This window comes from Synechococcus sp. RS9916, assembly GCF_000153825.1.
Taxonomy (GTDB): Bacteria; Cyanobacteriota; Cyanobacteriia; order PCC-6307; family Cyanobiaceae; genus Synechococcus_C.
Genome location: NZ_DS022299.1, coordinates 1,886,683 through 1,909,954, shown reverse-complemented (window position 1 = coordinate 1,909,954; position 23,272 = coordinate 1,886,683). Strand labels below are relative to the sequence as shown.

The 23,272-nt window shown below is 59.6% G+C and carries 1 protein-coding gene; it reads right to left on the bottom strand.

Features of this window, described 5'->3' with window-relative positions; genetic code table 11:
- Positions 1 to 14: 14 nt before the first annotated feature.
- Complete coding sequence (locus tag RS9916_RS10050) at positions 15 to 23,267, bottom strand: S-layer family protein (protein WP_007099281.1); 23,253 nt, start codon at positions 23,265 to 23,267, stop codon at positions 15 to 17.
- Positions 23,268 to 23,272: the final 5 nt, after the last annotated feature.

The window sequence follows — 23,272 nt, the reverse complement described above, 5'->3', positions numbered from 1 at the left end:
TCAGACCCACGGATTCAGAGCACGGAGACTTGAACGGTCAGGTCGTTGTAATCCCAGTCACTGCCGGCACGATTCAGGGTGTCTTCAAAGCCAAAATAGTTCATGCCTAGCAGCTTGAGATGTCTAGTTGATGGGGCGCCTGAAAGATTGCTGGCGGTGTGTACCGTTCCATCACTTGTGATCAGCACTGGCGCATAAAGTCCGTAGTCAGCTGACTGAAGTGTCCATTCAACCGTTCTTGAGCTGGTTCCGGAGAGTTCGATCTGCTCCTGACTCGGCTCGATTAGCGATTGGCGCACCATCGCTTGGAAGGCTTGGCTGCCATCGGCCCGGATGCCGTTCATGCTCAAAACGCCCACGTTGTCATCGAATCGAACAAAAGCAAGTCGATTCGTTTTGGCGCAATCGCTTTTAGCCTCGACTTTCAGGGTGACCGTGTCTTGGATCAAAGATTGGACATTAAGAACGCCGGCATGAAGATGGTTCTGTGAGCGTGCCAGCAAGTAGTTTTTGAGATTTTCGGGTGTTAAATGACCACTGATTGTGATACCTAGATCGTCGTGGTCTTGATCCTGGTTGTTCAATCCTGCTCCGTCATCGAGCTGCAGTGACCAGGTTTCCTCGCTGTTCTGTTCAAGTTTGATCAAGGGTGAGGTATGGAGTGCGTGATTATTGCTGGATTGCTGGAATCGTAGTTCTTCGCCGACTTGGAGATAAATCTCCTGCTGACCTAGGTTGCTGCTATGGGAAGTGGCTCCAATTGAGCCAATGTGGTTGCGTTGATTGCTGATCAGTTGCAAACTGTTTTGCCAGCTCGCATTTGCATGAGTGGCTTTGAGTCTTACCCAGAGGCCGAGGCCTGCTGGACCTTCCACGGTTAGACCTCGCCCATCTGATAAGGCCACCAGCTTAGGTGGATCCTTGAGTTCCGCGGCTCCGATTGGATCTTCGATGATGAAGGGATCCGGGTTGAGGTCGCCGTACTCGTTGTCTTTAAGGAACAAGGTGATGCCATCTGGTTTTCCGTCACCATCGTGGTCCCTGAGAATGCCCCCAATCCCTGTCAGGGGGTCATAGCCAAAAAAACGAAGTTGGCCTGAGATGTCCGGCTTGACTAATGCATTCCAGTTTGTATTAGCGTCATCGAATCGGTGGTCAATACGGTGAATAGTGTTGCTGAAGCGCTGATTGATCTGATCTTGGTACCTGGCGATATCGGGTTTGGGAACTTCTCCTTCAGCAATCAGTTCTGGAACGAGTCGGAAACTGACTTGGTCGCTCGTGTTGAGGACGGAGTGTTTATAGGTTTGAGGCTTTCCTTCGTGGTTGCTAGCGTTCAGTGCATTGAGGGCTTTGATGCTCTTTCCAAGACCGCGTTCAGCTTTGTTTTTGATTCCCTGAAAGCGGAGGGCAATGCGTGAGAATAGGGATCCGCCTAGTTTCGTTAATCCTTCCAGCAGTGTGTTGTCGTGCAGGCTGAGGCTTGCTTTTCTTCCTGTGGACGAGTTGAAAGTGGCAACATCGTTTTGCTCGGCGTCCGCAATCCCATCGCCGTTATGGTCCCAGGGTGATTTGCGAATAGGGTCGATTTCGCCCTCAATTGCATCGGCGACTCCATCTTTGTCAGAATCTATGCTGGCAATTGGGTCTTTTTTAGCCCCAGATTCTGTTGGGATGGTATTGATTGATAGCTTCAGTGTGTTGTCACTGTCTGCGCCGTCACAATTGAAATTGCCTAATGCATTAGTAAACGTTCCCGACGCGACTGCAATGATTCCATCGTTCTTGCTGTTTGATGTTGGTGTGAATGTTGCAGTGTAAGTGGTGCCCGATCCTGAAAAATTTGACAGTGAGCCCCCTTCTATCGTTGCGCAAGACTCTCTGAAATCGTTTGATGCTTCAGAGAGTATGAAAGTAATTGTTGCTGTTTCTCCGGAATTAAGGAACGAAGTGTCCGCCTTGATGGCTACGCTTGGCGTGATTCTGCGTGCAGCATCGGAGAGATTAGTGATGCCCGCTGATGCATAGCACGAATTGATTTCAACCTCATTACCAGTGAGCGTGTTGACGGTGCCGGCGTTGATAGTGCCTGATGTATTGCCGTCGAGTGTGTTGAGCACGGAGGCCGCGAGGGTGGTGTCGGTGAGGGTGACGGCCTCGTTGCCGAGATTGCTGATGCCGGAGGAGGCGTAGGCAGTGTTGAGCTCAGCGGCTGCGCCGGTAAGTGTGTTGACGGTGTCGGCGTTGATGGTGCCGGAGGTGTTGCCGTCGAGGGTGTTGAGGATCGATGCGGTGAGCGAGGTGTCGGTGAGGGTGATGGCCTCATTGCCGACGTTGCTGATGCCTGAGGAGGCGTAGGCCGTATTGAGGTCTGCAGCGGTGCCCGAAAGCGTGTTGACGGTGTTGGCATTGACGGTGCCTGAAGTGTGTCCGTCGAGTGTGTTGAGGACGGAGGCAGTGAGTGAGGTGTCGGTGAGGGTGATGGCCTCATTGCCGAGGTTGCTGATGCCGGAGGAGGTGTAGCTGGTGTTGAGGTCAGCTGCGCTGCCTGTGAGGGTGTTGACGGAGCTTGCGTTAACGGTGCCGGATGTATTGCCCTCGAGTGTGTTGAGGACGGAGGCCGCGAGGGTGGTGTCGGTGAGGGTGACGGCCTCGTTGCCGAGATTGCTGATGCCTGAGGAGGCGTAGGCCGTATTGAGGTCTGCAGCGGCGCCGGTAAGTGTGTTGACGGTGCCGGCGTTGATAGTGCCGGAGGTGTTGCCGTCGAGTGTGTTGAGGACGGAGGCCGCGAGGGTGGTGTCGGTGAGGGTGACGGCCTCGTTGCCGAGATTGCTGATGCCTGAGGAGGCGTAGGCAGTGTTGAGCTCAGCGGCTGCGCCGGTAAGTGTGTTGACGGTGCCGGCGTTGATGGTGCCGGAGGTGTTGCCGTCGAGGGTGTTGAGGATCGATGCGGTGAGCGAGGTGTCGCTGAGGGTGATGGCCTCATTGCCGAGATTGCTGATGCCTGAGGAGGCGTAGGCCGTATTGAGGTCTGCAGCGGTGCCCGAAAGCGAGTTGACGGTGTTGGCATTGACGGTGCCTGAAGTGTGTCCGTCGAGTGTGTTGAGGACGGAGGCCGCGAGGGAGGTGTCGCTGAGGGTGACAGCCTCATTGCCCAGATTGCTGATGCCGGAGGAGGCGTAGGCGGTGTTGAGCTCAGCTGCTGTTCCTGTGAGGGCTGTGATGTTGGCCCCATTAATGGCCACAGTTGTTGTGGCATCGAGTGTGTTTAATGCTGAAGCACCTATTGATGTATCGGTGACGGTGATGCTGTAGGCGTTATTGGTTTCGTTGATACCGGAGAGTGTGGCTAGATCTCCTTCGGAAATCGTGGCGGTGACGACTCCTGTTGTGGCAGCAGCGAGTGCGTTGGCTTGGGCAGTGGTTGCTGAACCGCTGTCGATCGTGACAGCCTCGTTTCCAAGCCCAGCGATCCCTGAAGAGTTGTAGGCAGTGTTGAGACCTGCTGCCGTGCCAGTCAGCGTGTTGACAGGGAATGCATAAACAGCCCCGGTCGTGTTGCTATCCAGGTTGTTGAGAACACTGGCTTCTACAGTGGTGCTCGTGAGAAAAAGATTTTCATTGCCAAGTCCTGAGATGCCGGAAGAGGCGTAGGCCGTATTGAGGTCTGCAGCGGCGCCGGTAAGTGTGTTGACGGTGCCAGCGTTAACGGTGCCTGAGGTGTTGCCGTCGAGGGTGTTGAGGACCGATGCGGAGAGCGAGGTGTCGGTGAGGGTGACGGCCTCATCACCGAGGTTGCTGATGCCGGAGGAGCCGTAGGCGGTGTTGAGATCGGCGGCAGCCCCAGAGAGTGTTGTGACGGTGCCAGCGTTAACGGTGCCTGAGGAGTTGCCGTCGAGGGTGTTGAGGACGGAAGCGGCGAGTGAGGTGTCGGTGAGGGTGACGGCCTCATCACCGAGGTTGCTGATGCCGGAGGAGCCGTAGGCGGTGTTGAGGTCGGCGGCAGCACCGGTGAGTGTGGTGATGTTGCTGGCATCGATGGTGCCGGATGTGTTGCCGTCGAGGGTGTTGAGGACGGAAGCGGCGAGTGAGGTGTCGGTGAGGGTGACGGCCTCATCACCGAGATTGCTGATGCCGGAGGAGGCGTAGGCGGTGTTGAGTTCAGCGGCAGCACCGGTGAGTGTGGCGATGTTGCTGGCATCGATGGTGCCTGAGGTGTTGCCGTCGAGGGTGTTGAGGACCGATGCGGCGAGGGTGATCTGATTGCCGAGATCAAAGACTCTTACGTGCCCAGCGTTTCCTGCACTTCCATCGTTATACAGGGCACCAATGGCGACGGTGCTGCCGTCGCTGGAGAGAGAAACGCCGAGCCCGCTGAGATCGCTGGCAGCTTCTCCATCGATATCGCTACCGCGCTGATTCCAAGAGGAGGAGGCTGAATTCCACTGGTAGATGCGCGTATGGCCCGAATTTGAGCCATTGCCATCGTTTGCGTAGGCACCAATGGCGACGATGCTGCCATCGCTGGAGAGAGAAACTCTGCGGCCGCTGTAATCGCTGGTAGCTTCTCCATCGATATCGCTACCGCGTTGATTCCAGCTGGAGCCGTCCCATTTGTAGATGCGCGTATGGCCCGAAGATGAGCCATTGCCATCGTTTCCGGGGGCACCAATGGCGACGATGCTGCCATCGCTGGAGAGAGAAACGCTGTAGCCGCTGTTATCGCTGCTAGCTTCTCCATCGATATCGCTACCGCGTTGATTCCAGCTGGAGCCGTCCCATTTGTAGATGCGCGTATGGCCCGAATTTGAGCCATTGCCATCGTTTCCGTAGGCACCAATGGCGATGATGCTGCCATCGCTGGAGAGAGAAACTCTGCGGCCGCTGTAATCGCTGCTAGCTTCTCCATTGATATCGCTACCGCGTTGATTCCAGCTGGAGCCGTCCCAATTGTAGATGCGCGTATGGCCCGAATTTGAGCCATTGCCATCGTTTAAGTAGGCACCAATGGCAACGGTGCTGCCATCGCTGGAGAGAGAAACGCTGATGCCGCTGTTATCGCTGGTAGCTTCTCCATCGATATCGCTACCGCGTTGATTCCAGCTGGAGCCGTCCCATTTGTAGATGCGCGTATGGCCCGATTGGTAGCCATTGCCATCGTTTGCGTAGGCACCAATGGCAACGATGCTGCCATCGCTGGAGAGAGAAACGCTGAAGCCGCTGAGATCGCTGGTAGCTTCTCCATCGATATCGCTACCGCGTTGATTCCAGCTGGAGCCGTCCCATTTGTAGATGCGCGTATGGCCCGAAGATGAGCCATTGCCATCGTTTCCGTGGGCACCAATGGCGACGACGCTGCCATCGCTGGAGAGAGAAACGTGGCGGCCGCTGTAATCGCTGGCAGCTTCTCCATCGATGTCGGGGCCGAGTTGGGTGAACGACACCGATCCGGCGAGTGAGGTGTCGGCGATGGTGACGGCCTCGTTGCCAAGACCTGAGATGCCCGAGGAGTCGTAGGCGGTGTTGAGGTCAGCGGCCGTGCCGGAGAGTGTGTTGATGGAGTTGGCGTTCACGCTGCCGGATGTGTTGCCGTCGAGGGTGTTGAGAACCGAGACCGCGAGTGAGGTATCGGTGAGGGTGACGGCCTCATCGCCGAGGTTGCTGATGCCGGAGGAGTCGTAGGCAGTGTTGAGGTCGGCGGCCGTGCCCGAGAGTGTGGTGACGGAGTTGGCATTGACGCTGCCGGATGTGTTGCCGTCGAGGGTGTTGAGGACCGATGCGGAGAGTGAGGTGTCGGTGAGGGTGACGGCCTCATTGCCGAGGTTGCTGATGCCGGAGGAGGCGTAGGCGGTGTTGATGTCGGCGGCAGCGCCGGAGAGTGTGGAGACGGAGCCAGCGTTAACGGTGCCTGAGGTGTTGCCGTCGAGGGTGTTGAGGACTGCTGCGGTGAGGGTGGTGTCAGAGAGGGTGACGGCCTCATTGTCGAGGTTGCTGATGCCGGAGGAGCCGTAGGCGGTGTTGATGTCTGCGGCTGCGCCTGTGAGTGTGGAGACGGTGCCAGCGTTAACGGTGCCGGATGTGTTGCCATCCAGGGTGTTGAGGACGGAGACCGCAAGGGTGGTGTCGGAGAGGGTGACGGCCTCATCGCCGAGATTGCTGATGCCAGAGGAGCCGTAGGCGGTGTTGAGATCGGCGGCTGCGCCAGTCAGGGTGGTGACGGTGCCCGCGTCGACGGTGCCGGATGTGTTGCCGTCGAGAGTGTTGAGGACTGAAGCGGAGAGTGAGGTGTCGGTAAGGGTGACAGGCTCATCACCGAGCCCGGAGATGCCTGAAGAGGCGTAAGCCGTATTGAGGTCTGCTGCAGCACCAGTTAGAGCAGCAACGCCTGATGCATTAATGATCCGACTGTTGGCCGCATCAATGGCGTTGAGGCTGTCTGCATTGATATTTGCGAAGGTGAAAATAACTTCTTCGTCGCCAAGACCAGTGATCCCGCCTGCTGTATATGTCGTGGCAATGTCATCAACTGCCCCGGCAATTTGCGTGATATTTGAACCGTTGATGCTTGTTGTTGTTTTGTCGTTTAATGCGTTTAATTCGTCGGCATTGACTCGTGTGTCCGTGATGGTGATCGTGTAGGCGTTGCCGGTTTCGGTGAGTCCGGCGAGTGTTGAGAGATCGCCATCGGAGAGGGTGGCGGTGACGACGCCGGACGTTGCTGCAGCGAGGGTATTGGCCTGAGACGTTGATGGGTTGCCGCTGTTGACAGTGATGGCCTCATTGCCGAGCCCTGTAATGGTTAATGAGGCATAAGCAGTGATGAGGTCAGCAGTGCTGCCCGTGAGTGTGGTGATGTTGCTGGCATCGATGGTTCCTGAGGTATGGCCATCCAGGGTGTTAAGGACCGAAGCAGCGAGGGTGGTGTCGGAGAGGGTGACGGCCTCATTGGCTAGGCCTGAGATGCTGGCTGAGTCGTAGGCCGTGTTGAGATCCGCTGCTTCACCAGTGAGGGTGGTGATGTTGCTGGCGTTAACGGTGCCTGATGTATTGCCGTCAAGGGTGTTGAGGACGGAGACCGCGAGGGTGGTGTCGGAGAGGGTGGCTGCTTCATTGCCGAGGCCGGTGAGGCTGGATCCATTGGCGGAATAGGCGGTGTTGAGATCAGCGGCAGCACCAGTGAGGGTGGTGATGTTGGCGGCATTGATGGCGACGGTGGTTTTGCCATCGAGGGTGTTGAGAGCAGCGGCATCAACGGAGGTGTCCGTGATGGTGATCGTGTAGGCGTTGCCGGTTTCGGTGAGTCCAGCGAGGGTGGCGAGATCACCATCGGAGATCGTCGCGGTGACGACGCCGGAGGTGGCAGCAGCGAGGGTGTTGGCTTGCGAGGTGGAGGCAGTGCCGCTGCTGACGGAAACGGCTTCGTCACCGAGGTTGCTGATGCCGCCTGACGCATACGCCGTGATCAGGTCGGAAGCGCTGCCAGTGAGGGTGGTGACGGTGTTGGCGTTAACGGTGCCGGATGTGTTGCCATCAAGGGTGTTGAGGACCGAGACCGCAAGGGTGGTGTCACTGAGGGTGGCGGCCTCATTGCCGAGATTGCTGATGCCGGCTGAGTCGAAAGCAGTGTTGAGGTCTGCTGCAGCGCCGGTGAGTGTGGTGACGGTATTGGCGTTAACGATGCCGGAGGTGTTGCCATCAAGGGTGTTGAGGACGGAAACCGCGAGGGTGGTGTCGGAGAGGGTGGCTGCTTCATTACCGAGGCCGGTGATGCTGGAGCCGTTGGCGGCATAGGCGGTGTTGAGATCTGCGGCAGCGCCAGTGAGGGTGGTGATGTTGTTGGCATTGATGGCAACGGTGGTCTTGCCATCGAGCGTGTTGAGAGCAGCGGCATCAACGGAGGTGTCCGTGATGGTGATCGTGTAGGCGTTGCCGGTTTCGGTGAGTCCGGCGAGTGTTGAGAGATCGCCATCGGAGAGGGTGGCGGTGACGACGCCGGAGGTGGCAGCAGCGAGGGTGTTGGCTTGTGAGGTGGAAGCAGTGCCGCTGCTGACGGAAACCGCTTCATTGCCGAGGTTGCTAATGCCGCCTGATGCGTAAGCAGTGATCAGGTCTGCGGCAGCACCAGTGAGGGTGGTGACGGTATTGGCGTTAACGGTCCCTGAGGTATTGCCGTCGAGGGTGTTGAGGACGGAGACCGCGAGGGTGGTGTCGGAGAGGGTGACGGCCTCATTGCCGAGATTGCTGATGCCGGCCGAGGCATAGGCCGTGTTGAGATCAGCAGCAGCGCCGGTGAGGGTGGTGACGGTATTGGCGTTAACGGTCCCTGAGGTGTTGCCATCAAGGGTGTTGAGGACGGAGACCGCGAGGGTGGTGTCGGAGAGGGTGATGGCCTCATTGCCGAGGTTGCTGATGCCGGCGGAGTCGTAAGCAGTGTTGAGGTCTGCGGCTGTGCCAGTGAGGGTGGTGACGGTATTGGCGTTAACAGTGCCGGAGGTGTTGCCGTCGAGGGTGTTGAGGACGGAGACCGCGAGGGTGGTGTCGGAAAGGGTGACGGCCTCATTGCCGAGATTGCTGATGCCGGCCGAGGCATAGGCCGTGTTGGCTTCAGCAGCAGCGCCGGTGAGGGTGGTGACGGTATTGGCGTTAACGGTCCCTGAGGTATTGCCGTCGAGGGTGTTGAGGACGGAGACCGCGAGGGTGGTGTCGGAAAGGGTGACGGCTTCATTGCCGAGATTGCTGATGCCGGCTGAGGCGTAGGCGGTGTTGAGATCTGCGGCAGCGCCAGTGAGGGTGGTGATGTTGTTGGCATTGATGGCGACGGTGGTCTTGCCATCGAGGGTGTTGAGAGCAGCGGCATCAACGGATGCGTCCGTGATGGTGATCGTGTAGGCGTTGCCGGTTTCAGTGAGTCCGGCGAGTGTTGAGAGGTCGCCATCGGAGAGGGTGGCGGTGACGACACCGGAGGTGGCAGCAGCGAGGGTGTTGGCTTGAGAGGTGGAGGCAGTGCCGCTGCTGACGGAAACCGCTTCATTGCCGAGGTTGCTGATGCCGGAGGAGGCAAAGGCAGTGATCAGGTCAGAGGCGCTGCCGGTGAGCGTGTTGATGCTGCTGGCGTTGATGGCACCGGAGGTGTGGCCATCAAGGGTGTTGAGAACGGAGGCCGCGAGGGTGGAGTCAGAGAGGGTGACGGCCTCATTGCCGAGATTGCTGATGCCGGCCGAGGCATAGGCCGTGTTGAGATCAGCAGCAGCGCCGGTGAGGGTGGTGACGGTATTGGCGTTAACGGTCCCTGAGGTATTGCCGTCGAGGGTGTTGAGGACGGAGACCGCGAGGGTGGTGTCGGAGAGGGTGACGGCCTCATTGCCGAGATTGCTGATGCCGGCCGAGGCATAGGCCGTGTTGGCTTCAGCAGCAGCGCCGGTGAGGGTGGTGACGGTATTGGCGTTAACGGTCCCTGAGGTATTGCCGTCGAGGGTGTTGAGGACGGAGACCGCGAGGGTGGTGTCGGAGAGGGTGACGGCCTCATTGCCGAGATTGCTGATGCCGGCTGAGGCGTAGGCAGTGTTGAGGTCTGCGGCTGTGCCAGTGAGGGTGGTGACGGTATTGGCGTTAACGGTGCCGGAGGTGTTGCCATCAAGGGTGTTGAGGACGGAAACCGCGAGGGTGGTGTCGGAGAGGGTGACGGCCTCATTGCCGAGGTTGCTGATGCCGCCTGAGTCGTAAGCAGTGTTGAGGTCTGCGGCTGTGCCAGTGAGGGTGGTGACGGTATTGGCGTTAACGGTGCCGGAGGTGTTGCCGTCGAGGGTGTTGAGGACGGAGACCGCGAGGGTGGTGTCGGAGAGAGTGACGGCCTCGTTACCGAGATTGCTGATGCCGCCTGAGGCGTAAGTGGTGTTGAGATCAGCAGCAGCGCCGGTGAGGGTGGTGACGGTATTGGCGTTAACGGTGCCGGATGTGTTGCCGTCGAGGGTGTTGAGAACAGAGACCGCGAGGGTGGTGTCGGAGAGGGTGACGGCCTCATTGGCGAGGCCAGAGATGCCAGATGAGTCGTAAGCAGTGTTGAGGTCTGCGGCTGTGCCAGTGAGGGTGGTGACGGTATTGGCGTTAACGGTGCCGGAGGTGTTGCCATCAAGGGTGTTGAGGACGGAGACCGCGAGGGTGGTGTCGGAGAGGGTGACGGCCTCATTGGCGAGGCCAGAGATGCCAGATGAGTCGTAAGCGGTGTTGAGGTCTGCTGCAGCTCCGGTGAGGGTGGTGATGTTGCTGGCGTTGACGGTGCCGGAGGTGTTGCCATCAAGGGTGTTGAGGACGGAAACCGCGAGGGTGCTGTCGCTGAGAGTGACGGCTTCATTGCCGAGATTGCTGATGCCGGCTGAGTCGTAGGCAGTGTTGAGGTCTGCGGCGGCGCCGGTGAGGGTGGTGACGGTGCCGGCATCGATGGTTCCTGAGGTGTGGCCATCGAGGGTGTTGAGAACGGAGACCGCGAGGGTGGTGTCGGTGAGAGTGACGGCCTCATTGGCCAGGCCTGTGATTCCGCCTGATGTGTATGCAGTGATCAGGTCAGAAGCGCTGCCTGTGAGAGTGGCGATGTTGCTGGCATCTATGGTTCCTGAGGTGTTGCCGTCGAGAGTGTTGAGAACAGCGACCGCGAGGGTGGTGTCGGAAAGGGTGACGGCCTCATTCGCGAGACCTGAGATGCCGGAGGAGGCGTAGGCAGTGTTGGCTTCAGCGGCTGTACCTGTGAGGGTGGTGACGGAGCTTGCGTCGACGGTGACGGTGGTTTTGCCATCGAGGGCGTTGAGCGCAGCTGCATCAACGGACGCGTCCGTGATGGTGATGGAGTAAGCGTTGTTGGTTTCGGTCAGTCCGTCGAGGGTGGTGAGATCACCATCAGTGATGGTGACGGTGACGATGCCGGATGTAGCAGCAGCAAGGGTTGTGGCTTGGGAGGTGGAGGCGGTGCCGCTGCTGACGTTGACGGCTTCATTGCCAAGACCTGTGATTCCCCCTGATGAGTAAGCGGTGATTAGGTCGGCAGCGCTGCCTGTGAGGGTGTAGATGGAGGAGGCATTGACGGTGCCTGAGGTGTGGCCATCAAGGGTGTTGAGGACAGAGGCCGCGAGGGTGGTGTCGGAGAGGGTGACGGCCTCATTGGCGAGGCCTGAGATGCCTGAGGAGTCGTAAGCAGTGTTGAGATCAGCTGCAGCACCAGTGAGGGTGGTGATGTTGCTGGCGTTGATGGCACCGGAGGTGTGGCCATCAAGGGTGTTGAGGACGGAGACCGCGAGGGTGGTGTCGGAGAGGGTGGCGGCCTCATCGCCGAGATTGCTGATGCCGGCGGAGTCGTAAGCAGTGTTGAGATCCGCTGCAGCGCCGGTGAGGGTGGTGACGGTATTGGCGTTAACGGTGCCGGATGTGTTGCCGTCGAGGGTGTTGAGAACAGAGACCGCGAGGGTGGTGTCGGAGAGAGTGACGGCCTCGTTACCGAGATTGCTGATGCCGCCTGAGGCGTAAGCGGTGTTGAGGTCTGCTGCAGCACCGGTGAGGGTGGTGATGTTGCTGGCGTTGACTGTCCCTTTGGTGTTGCCGTCGAGGGTGATGAGGACGGAAACCGCGAGGGTGGTGTCGGAGAGAGTGACGGCCTCATTGGCGAGGCCAGAGATGCCAGATGAGTCGTAAGCGGTGTTGAGGTCTGCTGCAGCACCGGTGAGGGTGGTGATGTTGCTGGCGTTAACGGTGCCGGAGGTGTTGCCATCAAGGGTGTTGAGGACGGAAACCGCGAGGGTGGTGTCGGAGAGGGTGGCTGCTTCATTACCGAGGCCGGTGATGCTGGAGCCGTTGGCGGCATAGGCGGTGTTGAGATCTGCGGCAGCGCCAGTGAGGGTGGTGATGTTGCTGGCGTTGATGGCAACGGTGGTCTTGCCATCGAGCGTGTTGAGAGCAGCGGCATCAACGGACGTGTCCGTGATGGTGATCGTGTAGGCGTTGCCGGTTTCGGTGAGTCCGGCGAGTGTTGAGAGGTCGCCATCGGAGAGGGTGGCGGTGACGACGCCGGAGGTGGCAGCAGCGAGGGTGTTGGCTTGAGAGGTGGAGGCAGTGCCACTGCTGACGGAAACAGCTTCATTGCCGAGGTTGCTGATGCCGCCTGATGCATACGCAGTGATCAGGTCAGAAGCGCTGCCAGTGAGGGTGGTGATGTTGCTGGCGTTGACGGTGCCTGAGGTATTGCCGTCGAGGGTGTTGAGGACGGAAACCGCGAGGGTGGTGTCAGAGAGGGTGACGGCCTCATTGGCGAGGCCAGAGATGCCGGCTGAGGCGTAGGCAGTGTTGAGATCAGCTGCAGCGCCGGTGAGTGTGTTGATGCTGCTGGCGTTGACGGTCCCTGAGGTGTTGCCATCAAGGGTGTTGAGGACGGAAACCGCGAGGGTGGTGTCGGAGAGGGTGATGGCCTCATTGCCGAGGTTGCTGATGCCGGCGGAGTCGTAAGCAGTGTTGAGGTCTGCGGCTGTGCCAGTGAGGGTGGTGACGGTATTGGCGTTAACGGTGCCGGAGGTGTTGCCGTCGAGGGTGTTGAGGACGGAGACCGCGAGGGTGGTGTCGGAAAGGGTGACGGCCTCATTGGCGAGGCCAGAGATGCCAGATGAGTCGTAAGCGGTGTTGAGGTCTGCTGCAGCACCGGTGAGGGTGGTGATGTTGCTGGCGTTGACTGTCCCTGAGGTGTGGCCATCAAGGGTGTTGAGGACGGAAACCGCGAGGGTGGTGTCGGAGAGGGTGGCTGCTTCATTACCGAGGCCGGTGATGCTGGAGCCGTTGGCGGCATAGGCGGTGTTGAGATCTGCGGCAGCGCCAGTGAGGGTGGTGATGTTGTTGGCATTGATGGCAACGGTGGTCTTGCCATCGAGCGTGTTGAGAGCAGCGGCATCAACGGAGGTGTCCGTGATGGTGATCGTGTAGGCGTTGCCGGTTTCGGTGAGTCCGGCGAGTGTTGAGAGGTCGCCATCGGAGAGGGTGGCGGTGACGACGCCGGAGGTGGCAGCAGCGAGGGTGTTGGCCTGAGAGGTGGAAGCGGTGCCACTGCTGACGGAAACCGCTTCATTGCCGAGGTTGCTAATGCCGCCTGATGCGTAAGCAGTGATCAGGTCTGCGGCAGCACCAGTGAGGGTGGTGACGGTATTGGCGTTAACGGTCCCTGAGGTATTGCCGTCGAGGGTGTTGAGGACGGAGACCGCGAGGGTGGTGTCGGAGAGGGTGACGGCCTCATTGGCGAGGCCAGAGATGCCAGATGAGTCGTAAGCAGTGTTGAGATCAGCAGCAGCGCCGGTGAGGGTGGTGACGGTATTGGCGTTAACGGTCCCTGAGGTATTGCCGTCGAGGGTGTTGAGGACGGAGACCGCGAGGGTGGTGTCGGAGAGGGTGACGGCCTCATTGCCGAGATTGCTGATGCCGGCCGAGGCATAGGCCGTGTTGGCTTCAGCAGCAGCGCCGGTGAGGGTGGTGATGTTGCTGGCGTTGACGGTGCCTGAGGTATTGCCATCGAGGGTGTTGAGGACGGAGACCGCGAGGGTGGTGTCAGAGAGCGTGATGTTCTCGTCATCGAGCCCCGTGATGCCAGATGAGGCGTAGGCAGTGTTGAGATCAGCTGCAGCGCCGGTGAGCGTGTTGATGCTGCTGGCGTTGACGGTCCCTGAGGTGTTGCCATCAAGGGTGTTGAGGACGGAAACCGCGAGGGTGGTGTCGGAGAGGGTGATGGCCTCATTGCCGAGATTGCTGATGCCGGCGGAGTCGTAAGCAGTGTTGAGGTCTGCGGCTGTGCCAGTGAGGGTGGTGACGGTATTGGCGTTAACGGTGCCGGAGGTGTTGCCGTCGAGGGTGTTGAGGACGGAGACCGCGAGGGTGGTGTCGGAGAGGGTGATGGCCTCATTGCCGAGGTTGCTGATGCCGGCGGAGTCGTAAGCAGTGTTGAGGTCTGCGGCTGTGCCAGTGAGGGTGGTGACGGTATTGGCGTTAACGGTGCCGGAGGTGTTGCCGTCGAGGGTGTTGAGGACGGAAACCGCGAGGGTGGTGTCGGAGAGGGTGGCTGCTTCATTACCGAGGCCGGTGATGCTGGAGCCGTTGGCGGCATAGGCGGTGTTGAGATCTGCGGCAGCGCCAGTGAGGGTGGTGATGTTGTTGGCATTGATGGCAACGGTGGTCTTGCCATCGAGCGTGTTGAGAGCAGCGGCATCAACGGAGGTGTCCGTGATGGTGATCGTGTAGGCGTTGCCGGTTTCGGTGAGTCCGGCGAGTGTTGAGAGGTCGCCATCGGAGAGGGTGGCGGTGACGACGCCGGAGGTGGCAGCAGCGAGGGTGTTGGCCTGAGAGGTGGAAGCGGTGCCACTGCTGACGGAAACCGCTTCATTGCCGAGGTTGCTAATGCCGCCTGATGCGTAAGCAGTGATCAGGTCTGCGGCAGCACCAGTGAGGGTGGTGACGGTATTGGCGTTAACGGTCCCTGAGGTATTGCCGTCGAGGGTGTTGAGGACGGAGACCGCGAGGGTGGTGTCGGAGAGGGTGACGGCCTCATTGCCGAGATTGCTGATGCCGGCCGAGGCATAGGCCGTGTTGAGATCAGCAGCAGCGCCGGTGAGGGTGGTGACGGTATTGGCGTTAACGGTCCCTGAGGTATTGCCGTCGAGGGTGTTGAGGACGGAGACCGCGAGGGTGGTGTCGGAGAGGGTGACGGCCTCATTGCCGAGATTGCTGATGCCGGCCGAGGCATAGGCCGTGTTGGCTTCAGCAGCAGCGCCGGTGAGGGTGGTGACGGTATTGGCGTTAACGGTCCCTGAGGTATTGCCGTCGAGGGTGTTGAGGACGGAGACCGCGAGGGTGGTGTCAGAGAGCGTGATGTTCTCGTCATCGAGCCCCGTGATGCCAGATGAGGCGTAGGCAGTACTGAGGTCAGCGGCTGCACCAGTCAGGGTGGTGATGTTGCTGGCGTCGATGGCAACGGTGGTCTTGCCATCGACGGTGTTGAGGGCTGCTGCATCAACAGATGTGTCCGTGATGGTGATCGTGTAGGCGTTGCCGGTTTCGGTGAGTCCGGCAAGTGTTGAGAGATCGCCATCGGAGAGGGTGGCGGTGACGACACCGGAGGTGGCAGCAGCGAGGGTGTTGGCTTGAGAGGTGGAGGCAGTGCCGCTGCTGACGGAAACCGCTTCATTGCCGAGGTTGCTGATGCCGGAGGAGGCAAAGGCAGTGATCAGGTCAGAGGCGCTGCCGGTGAGCGTGTTGATGCTGCTGGCGTTGATGGCACCGGAGGTGTGGCCATCAAGGGTGTTGAGAACGGAGGCCGCGAGGGTGGAGTCAGAGAGGGTGACGGCCTCATCGCCGAGATTGCTGATGCCGGCTGAGGCGTAGGCAGTGTTGAGGTCTGCTGCAGCACCAGTGAGTGTGGTGACGGTGTTGGCGTTGACGGTCCCTGAGGTGTTGCCGTCGAGGGTGTTGAGAACAGAGACCGCGAGGGTGGTGTCGGAGAGGGTGACGGCCTCATTGCCGAGATTGCTGATGCCGGAGGAGGCGTAAGCAGTGTTGAGGTCTGCAGCGGCACCCGTGAGCGTGGTGATGTTGCCCGCATCAATCGCTGTGTCTGTTTTCCCGTCCAGGGTGTTGAGCGCTGCCGCATCAACAGATGTGTCCGTGATGGTGATCGTTAAGTTGTGATCGCTTTCACTGATCCCGGCCAATGTGGCCATGTCGCCATCAGAGATTGTCGCGGTCAGTCTTCGGTTGTTGTTGGTAATTAATGCGGAAAGTGTGTTGGCTTCTGCAACAGTGATTGCGCCGCTGATATTGAAATTGCAATTGCTTCCTAATCCTGAAATTCTTCCTGCTGTTTCGGCGGCATAGGAATCAATGACTTCGGTGTAGGTTCCTTCAAGTGTTCTTATGTTTTGTGCATTGACTGTCGTCGTTGTGATTGCATCAACGGCCAGTAGATCAGAAGTGCTGACGGTTTGTTCTTTAATGCGGATTGAATAAGCATTTTCTGTTCCGTTTAAGTTCAGAGCAGAGGAAATGTCGAGGTTGCCTGTTCCATCGCTATTCGTAATTGTTGCAGTGATGACTCCAGTGGTATGGCCGTTAAGTGTGTTTGCTTCTGAAACGCGAATCCTGCCGCTAACGCTGATTGCTTCGTCGCCTAGTCCTGTGATTGCTCCACCATTGGCGGATGTATAAGCAGTATTTAGTGAGTCGTAGTCATCACTGGTCAGCGTGGTGATGTTGCTGGCGTTAACGATGCCGGAGGTGTTGCCATCAAGGGTGTTGAGGACGGAAACCGCGAGGGTGGTGTCGGAGAGGGTGGCTGCTTCATTACCGAGGCCGGTGATGCTGGAGCCGTTGGCGGCATAGGCGGTGTTGAGATCTGCGGCAGCGCCAGTGAGGGTGGTGATGTTGTTGGCATTGATGGCAACGGTGGTCTTGCCATCGAGCGTGTTGAGAGCAGCGGCATCAACGGAGGTGTCCGTGATGGTGATCGTGTAGGCGTTGCCGGTTTCGGTGAGTCCGGCGAGTGTTGAGAGATCGCCATCGGAGAGGGTGGCGGTGACGACGCCGGAGGTGGCAGCAGCGAGGGTGTTGGCTTGTGAGGTGGAAGCAGTGCCGCTGCTGACGGAAACCGCTTCATTGCCGAGGTTGCTAATGCCGCCTGATGCGTAAGCAGTGATCAGGTCTGCGGCAGCACCAGTGAGGGTGGTGACGGTATTGGCGTTAACGGTCCCTGAGGTATTGCCGTCGAGGGTGTTGAGGACGGAGACCGCGAGGGTGGTGTCGGAGAGGGTGACGGCCTCATTGCCGAGATTGCTGATGCCGGCCGAGGCATAGGCCGTGTTGAGATCAGCAGCAGCGCCGGTGAGGGTGGTGACGGTATTGGCGTTAACGGTCCCTGAGGTGTTGCCATCAAGGGTGTTGAGGACGGAGACCGCGAGGGTGGTGTCGGAGAGGGTGATGGCCTCATTGCCGAGGTTGCTGATGCCGGCGGAGTCGTAAGCAGTGTTGAGGTCTGCGGCTGTGCCAGTGAGGGTGGTGACGGTATTGGCGTTAACAGTGCCGGAGGTGTTGCCGTCGAGGGTGTTGAGGACGGAGACCGCGAGGGTGGTGTCGGAAAGGGTGACGGCCTCATTGGCGAGGCCAGAGATGCCGGCTGAGGCGTAGGCAGTGTTGAGATCAGCTGCAGCGCCGGTGAGTGTGTTGATGCTGCTGGCGTTGACGGTCCCTGAGGTGTTGCCATCAAGGGTGTTGAGGACGGAAACCGCGAGGGTGGTGTCGGAGAGGGTGATGGCCTCATTGCCGAGGTTGCTGATGCCGGCGGAGTCGTAAGCAGTGTTGAGGTCTGCGGCTGTGCCAGTGAGGGTGGTGACGGTATTGGCGTTAACGGTGCCGGAGGTGTTGCCGTCGAGGGTGTTGAGGACGGAGACCGCGAGGGTGGTGTCGGAAAGGGTGACGGCCTCATTGGCGAGGCCAGAGATGCCAGATGAGTCGTAAGCGGTGTTGAGGTCTGCTGCAGCACCGGTGAGGGTGGTGATGTTGCTGGCGTTGACTGTCCCTGAGGTGTGGCCATCAAGGGTGTTGAGGACGGAAACCGCGAGGGTGGTGTCGGAGAGGGTGGCTGCTTCATTACCGAGGCCGGTGATGCTGGAGCCGTTGGCGGCATAGGCGGTGTTGAGATCTGCGGCAGCGCCAGTGAGGGTGGTGATGTTGTTGGCATTGATGGCAACGGTGGTCTTGCCATCGAGCGTGTTGAGAGCAGCGGCATCAACGGAGGTGTCCGTGATGGTGATCGTGTAGGCGTTGCCGGTTTCGGTGAGTCCGGCGAGTGTTGAGAGATCGCCATCGGAGAGGGTGGCGGTGACGACGCCGGAGGTGGCAGCAGCGAGGGTGTTGGCTTGTGAGGTGGAAGCAGTGCCGCTGCTGACGGAAACCGCTTCATTGCCGAGGTTGCTGATGCCGCCTGATGCATACGCAGTGATCAGGTCAGAAGCGCTGCCAGTGAGGGTGGTGACGGTATTGGCGTTAACGGTCCCTGAGGTATTTCCATCGAGGGTGTTGAGGACGGAGACCGCGAGAGTGGTGTCAGAGAGGGTGGCCGCTTCATTACCGAGGCCGGTGATGCTGGAGCCGTTGGCGGCGTAGGCGGTGTTGAGGTCTTCAGCAGCGCCAGTGAGGGTGGTGATGTTGCTGGCATTGATGGCGACGGTGGTCTTGCTATCAAGGGTGTTGAGAGCAGCTGCATCAACGGACGTGTCCGTGATGGTGATCGTGTAGGCGTTGCCGGTTTCAGTCAGTCCGGCGAGTGTTGAGAGATCACCATCGGAGAGGGTGGCGGTGACGACGCCGGAGGTGGCAGCAGCGAGGGTGTTGGCTTGAGAGGTTGATGCGTTGCCGCTGCTAACGGAAACGGCCTCATCACCGAGGTTGCTGATGCCGGAGGAGGCAAAGGCAGTGATCAGGTCTGCGGCAGCACCAGTGAGTGTGGTGACGGTATTGGCGTTAACGGTCCCTGAGGTATTGCCATCGAGGGTGTTGAGGACGGAGGCAGCGAGGGTGGTGTCGGAGAGGGTGACGGCCTCGTTGCCGAGATTGCTGATGCCGGAGGAGGCGTAAGCAGTGTTGAGATCAGCTGCAGCACCCGTGAGGGTGGTGATGTTGGAGGCGTTGATGGCAACGGTGGTTTTGCCATCGAGGGTGTTGAGAGCAGCGGCATCAACGGACGTGTCCGTGATGGTGATCGTGTAGGCGTTGCCGGTTTCGGTGAGTCCGGCGAGTGTTGAGAGATCGCCATCGGAGAGGGTGGCGGTGACGACGCCGGAGGTGGCAGCAGCGAGGGTGTTGGCTTGTGAGGTGGAAGCAGTGCCACTGCTGACGGAAACCGCTTCATTGCCGAGGTTGCTGATGCCGCCTGATGCATACGCAGTGATCAGGTCAGAAGCGCTGCCAGTGAGGGTGGTGACGGTATTGGCGTTAACGGTGCCGGAGGTGTTGCCGTCAAGGGTGATGAGGACGGAGACCGCGAGGGTGGTGTCGGAGAGAGTGACGGCCTCATTGGCGAGGCCAGAGATGCCAGATGAGTCGTAAGCGGTGTTGAGGTCTGCTGCAGCACCGGTGAGGGTGGTGATGCTGCTGGCGTTGACTGTCCCTGAGGTGTGGCCATCAAGGGTGTTGAGGACGGAAACCGCGAGGGTGGTGTCGGAGAGGGTGGCTGCTTCATTACCGAGGCCGTTGATGCCGCCAGAGGCGTAAGCGGTGTTGAGATCAGCAGCAGCGCCGGTGAGGGTGGTGACGGTGTTGGCGTTAACGGTGCCGGATGTATTGCCGTCGAGGCTGTTGAGGACGGAAACCGCGAGGGAGGTGTCAGAGAGAGTGACGGCCTCATCCCCGAGGTTGCTAATGCCGCCTGATGCGTAAGCAGTGATCAGGTCTGCGGCAGCACCAGTGAGGGTGGTGACGGTATTGGCGTTAACGGTCCCTGAGGTATTGCCGTCGAGGGTGTTGAGAACAGAGACCGCGAGGGTGGTGTCGGAGAGGGTGACGGCCTCATTGCCGAGGTTGCTGATGCCGGCGGAGTCGTAAGCAGTGTTGAGGTCTGCGGCTGTGCCAGTGAGGGTGGTGACGGTATTGGCGTTAACGGTCCCTGAGGTATTGCCGTCGAGGGTGTTGAGGACGGAGACCGCGAGGGTGGTGTCGGAGAGGGTGACGGCCTCATTGCCGAGATTGCTGATGCCGGCCGAGGCATAGGCCGTGTTGGCTTCAGCAGCAGCGCCCGTGAGCGTGGTGATGTTGCTGGCGTTGACGGTGCCTGAGGTATTGCCATCGAGGGTGTTGAGGACGGAGACCGCGAGGGTGGTGTCGGAGAGGGTGACGGCCTCATTGGCGAGGCCAGAGATGCCGGCTGAGGCGTAGGCAGTGTTGAGATCAGCTGCAGCGCCGGTGAGCGTGTTGATGCTGCTGGCGTTGACGGTCCCTGAGGTGTTGCCATCAAGGGTGTTGAGGACGGAAACCGCGAGGGTGGTGTCGGAGAGGGTGATGGCCTCATTGCCGAGGTTGCTGATGCCGGCGGAGTCGTAAGCAGTGTTGAGGTCTGCGGCTGTGCCAGTGAGGGTGGTGACGGTATTGGCGTTAACGGTGCCGGAGGTGTTGCCGTCGAGGGTGTTGAGGACGGAGACCGCGAGGGTGGTGTCGGAAAGGGTGACGGCCTCATTGGCGAGGCCAGAGATGCCAGATGAGTCGTAAGCGGTGTTGAGGTCTGCTGCAGCACCGGTGAGGGTGGTGATGTTGCTGGCGTTGACTGTCCCTGAGGTGTTGCCATCAAGGGTGTTGAGGACGGAAACCGCGAGGGTGGTGTCGGAGAGGGTGGCTGCTTCATTACCGAGGCCGGTGATGCTGGAGCCGTTGGCGGCATAGGCGGTGTTGAGATCTGCTGCAGCGCCAGTGAGGGTGGTGATGTTGCTGGCGTTGATGGCAACGGTGGTCTTGCCATCGAGCGTGTTGAGAGCAGCGGCATCAACGGAGGTGTCCGTGATGGTGATCGTGTAGGCGTTGCCGGTTTCGGTGAGTCCGGCGAGTGTTGAGAGGTCGCCATCGGAGAGGGTGGCGGTGACGACGCCGGAGGTGGCAGCAGCGAGGGTGTTGGCCTGAGAGGTGGAAGCGGTGCCACTGCTGACGGAAACAGCTTCATTGCCGAGGTTGCTAATGCCGCCTGATGCGTAAGCAGTGATCAGGTCAGAGGCACTGCCAGTGAGGGTGGTGATGTCGCTGGCATCGATGGCAACGGTGGTTTTGCCATCAAGGGTGTTGAGAGCAGCTGCATCAACGGAGGTATCCGTGATGGTGATGGAGTAAGCGTTCCCGATTTCAGTCAGTCCGGCGAGTGTTGAGAGGTCGCCATCGGAGAGGGTGGCGGTGACGACGCCGGAGGTGGCAGCAGCGAGGGTGTTGGCTTGTGTGCTGGACGCGGTGCCGCTACTGACGGAAACGGCCTCATCGCCAAGATTGGTGATGCCCGAGGAGGCAAAGGCAGTAATTAGGTCGGAAGCACTGCCGGTGAGCGTGTTGATGCTGCTGGCGTTGACGGTCCCTGAGGTGTTGCCATCAAGGGTGTTGAGGACGGAAACCGCGAGGGTGGTGTCGGAGAGGGTGATGGCCTCATTGCCGAGATTGCTGATGCCGGCGGAGTCGTAAGCAGTGTTGAGGTCTGCGGCTGTGCCAGTGAGGGTGGTGACGGTATTGGCGTTAACGGTGCCGGAGGTGTTGCCGTCGAGGGTGTTGAGGACGGAGACCGCGAGGGTGGTGTCGGAGAGGGTGATGGCCTCATTGCCGAGGTTGCTGATGCCGGCGGAGTCGTAAGCAGTGTTGAGGTCTGCGGCTGTGCCAGTGAGGGTGGTGACGGTATTGGCGTTAACGGTGCCGGAGGTGTTGCCGTCGAGGGTGTTGAGGACGGAAACCGCGAGGGTGGTGTCGGAGAGGGTGGCTGCTTCATTACCGAGGCCGGTGATGCTGGAGCCGTTGGCGGCATAGGCGGTGTTGAGATCTGCGGCAGCGCCAGTGAGGGTGGTGATGTTGTTGGCATTGATGGCAACGGTGGTCTTGCCATCGAGCGTGTTGAGAGCAGCGGCATCAACGGAGGTGTCCGTGATGGTGATCGTGTAGGCGTTGCCGGTTTCGGTGAGTCCGGCGAGTGTTGAGAGGTCGCCATCGGAGAGGGTGGCGGTGACGACGCCGGAGGTGGCAGCAGCGAGGGTGTTGGCCTGAGAGGTGGAAGCGGTGCCACTGCTGACGGAAACCGCTTCATTGCCGAGGTTGCTAATGCCGCCTGATGCGTAAGCAGTGATCAGGTCTGCGGCAGCACCAGTGAGGGTGGTGACGGTATTGGCGTTAACGGTCCCTGAGGTATTGCCGTCGAGGGTGTTGAGGACGGAGACCGCGAGGGTGGTGTCGGAGAGGGTGACGGCCTCATTGCCGAGATTGCTGATGCCGGCCGAGGCATAGGCCGTGTTGAGATCAGCAGCAGCGCCGGTGAGGGTGGTGACGGTATTGGCGTTAACGGTCCCTGAGGTATTGCCGTCGAGGGTGTTGAGGACGGAGACCGCGAGGGTGGTGTCGGAGAGGGTGACGGCCTCATTGCCGAGATTGCTGATGCCGGCCGAGGCATAGGCCGTGTTGGCTTCAGCAGCAGCGCCGGTGAGGGTGGTGACGGTATTGGCGTTAACGGTCCCTGAGGTATTGCCGTCGAGGGTGTTGAGGACGGAGACCGCGAGGGTGGTGTCAGAGAGCGTGATGTTCTCGTCATCGAGCCCCGTGATGCCAGATGAGGCGTAGGCAGTACTGAGGTCAGCGGCTGCACCAGTCAGGGTGGTGATGTTGCTGGCGTCGATGGCAACGGTGGTCTTGCCATCGACGGTGTTGAGGGCTGCTGCATCAACAGATGTGTCCGTGATGGTGATCGTGTAGGCGTTGCCGGTTTCGGTGAGTCCGGCAAGTGTTGAGAGATCGCCATCGGAGAGGGTGGCGGTGACGACACCGGAGGTGGCAGCAGCGAGGGTGTTGGCTTGAGAGGTGGAGGCAGTGCCGCTGCTGACGGAAACCGCTTCATTGCCGAGGTTGCTGATGCCGGAGGAGGCAAAGGCAGTGATCAGGTCAGAGGCGCTGCCGGTGAGCGTGTTGATGCTGCTGGCGTTGATGGCACCGGAGGTGTGGCCATCAAGGGTGTTGAGAACGGAGGCCGCGAGGGTGGAGTCAGAGAGGGTGACGGCCTCATCGCCGAGATTGCTGATGCCGGCTGAGGCGTAGGCAGTGTTGAGGTCTGCTGCAGCACCAGTGAGTGTGGTGACGGTGTTGGCGTTGACGGTCCCTGAGGTGTTGCCGTCGAGGGTGTTGAGAACAGAGACCGCGAGGGTGGTGTCGGAGAGGGTGACGGCCTCATTGCCGAGATTGCTGATGCCGGAGGAGGCGTAAGCAGTGTTGAGGTCTGCAGCGGCACCCGTGAGCGTGGTGACGGTATTGGCGTTAACGGCACCGGAGGTGTGGCTGTCGAGGGTATTTAATTGACTTGCTGTGAGGCTTGTGTCCTCAAGAATGATTGCTTCGTCCCCGAGTCCAATAATATTTGGCAGTGAATAGACAGTATTGACGTCTGCAAAAAGCCCTTGAATAGTGCTAACGAAACTTGCGTCTAAGGATCCTCCGTTAAGGTTCCAGGTATTAATTAAATTGTTGGCGGTGACTAACGAGGACATGCGCC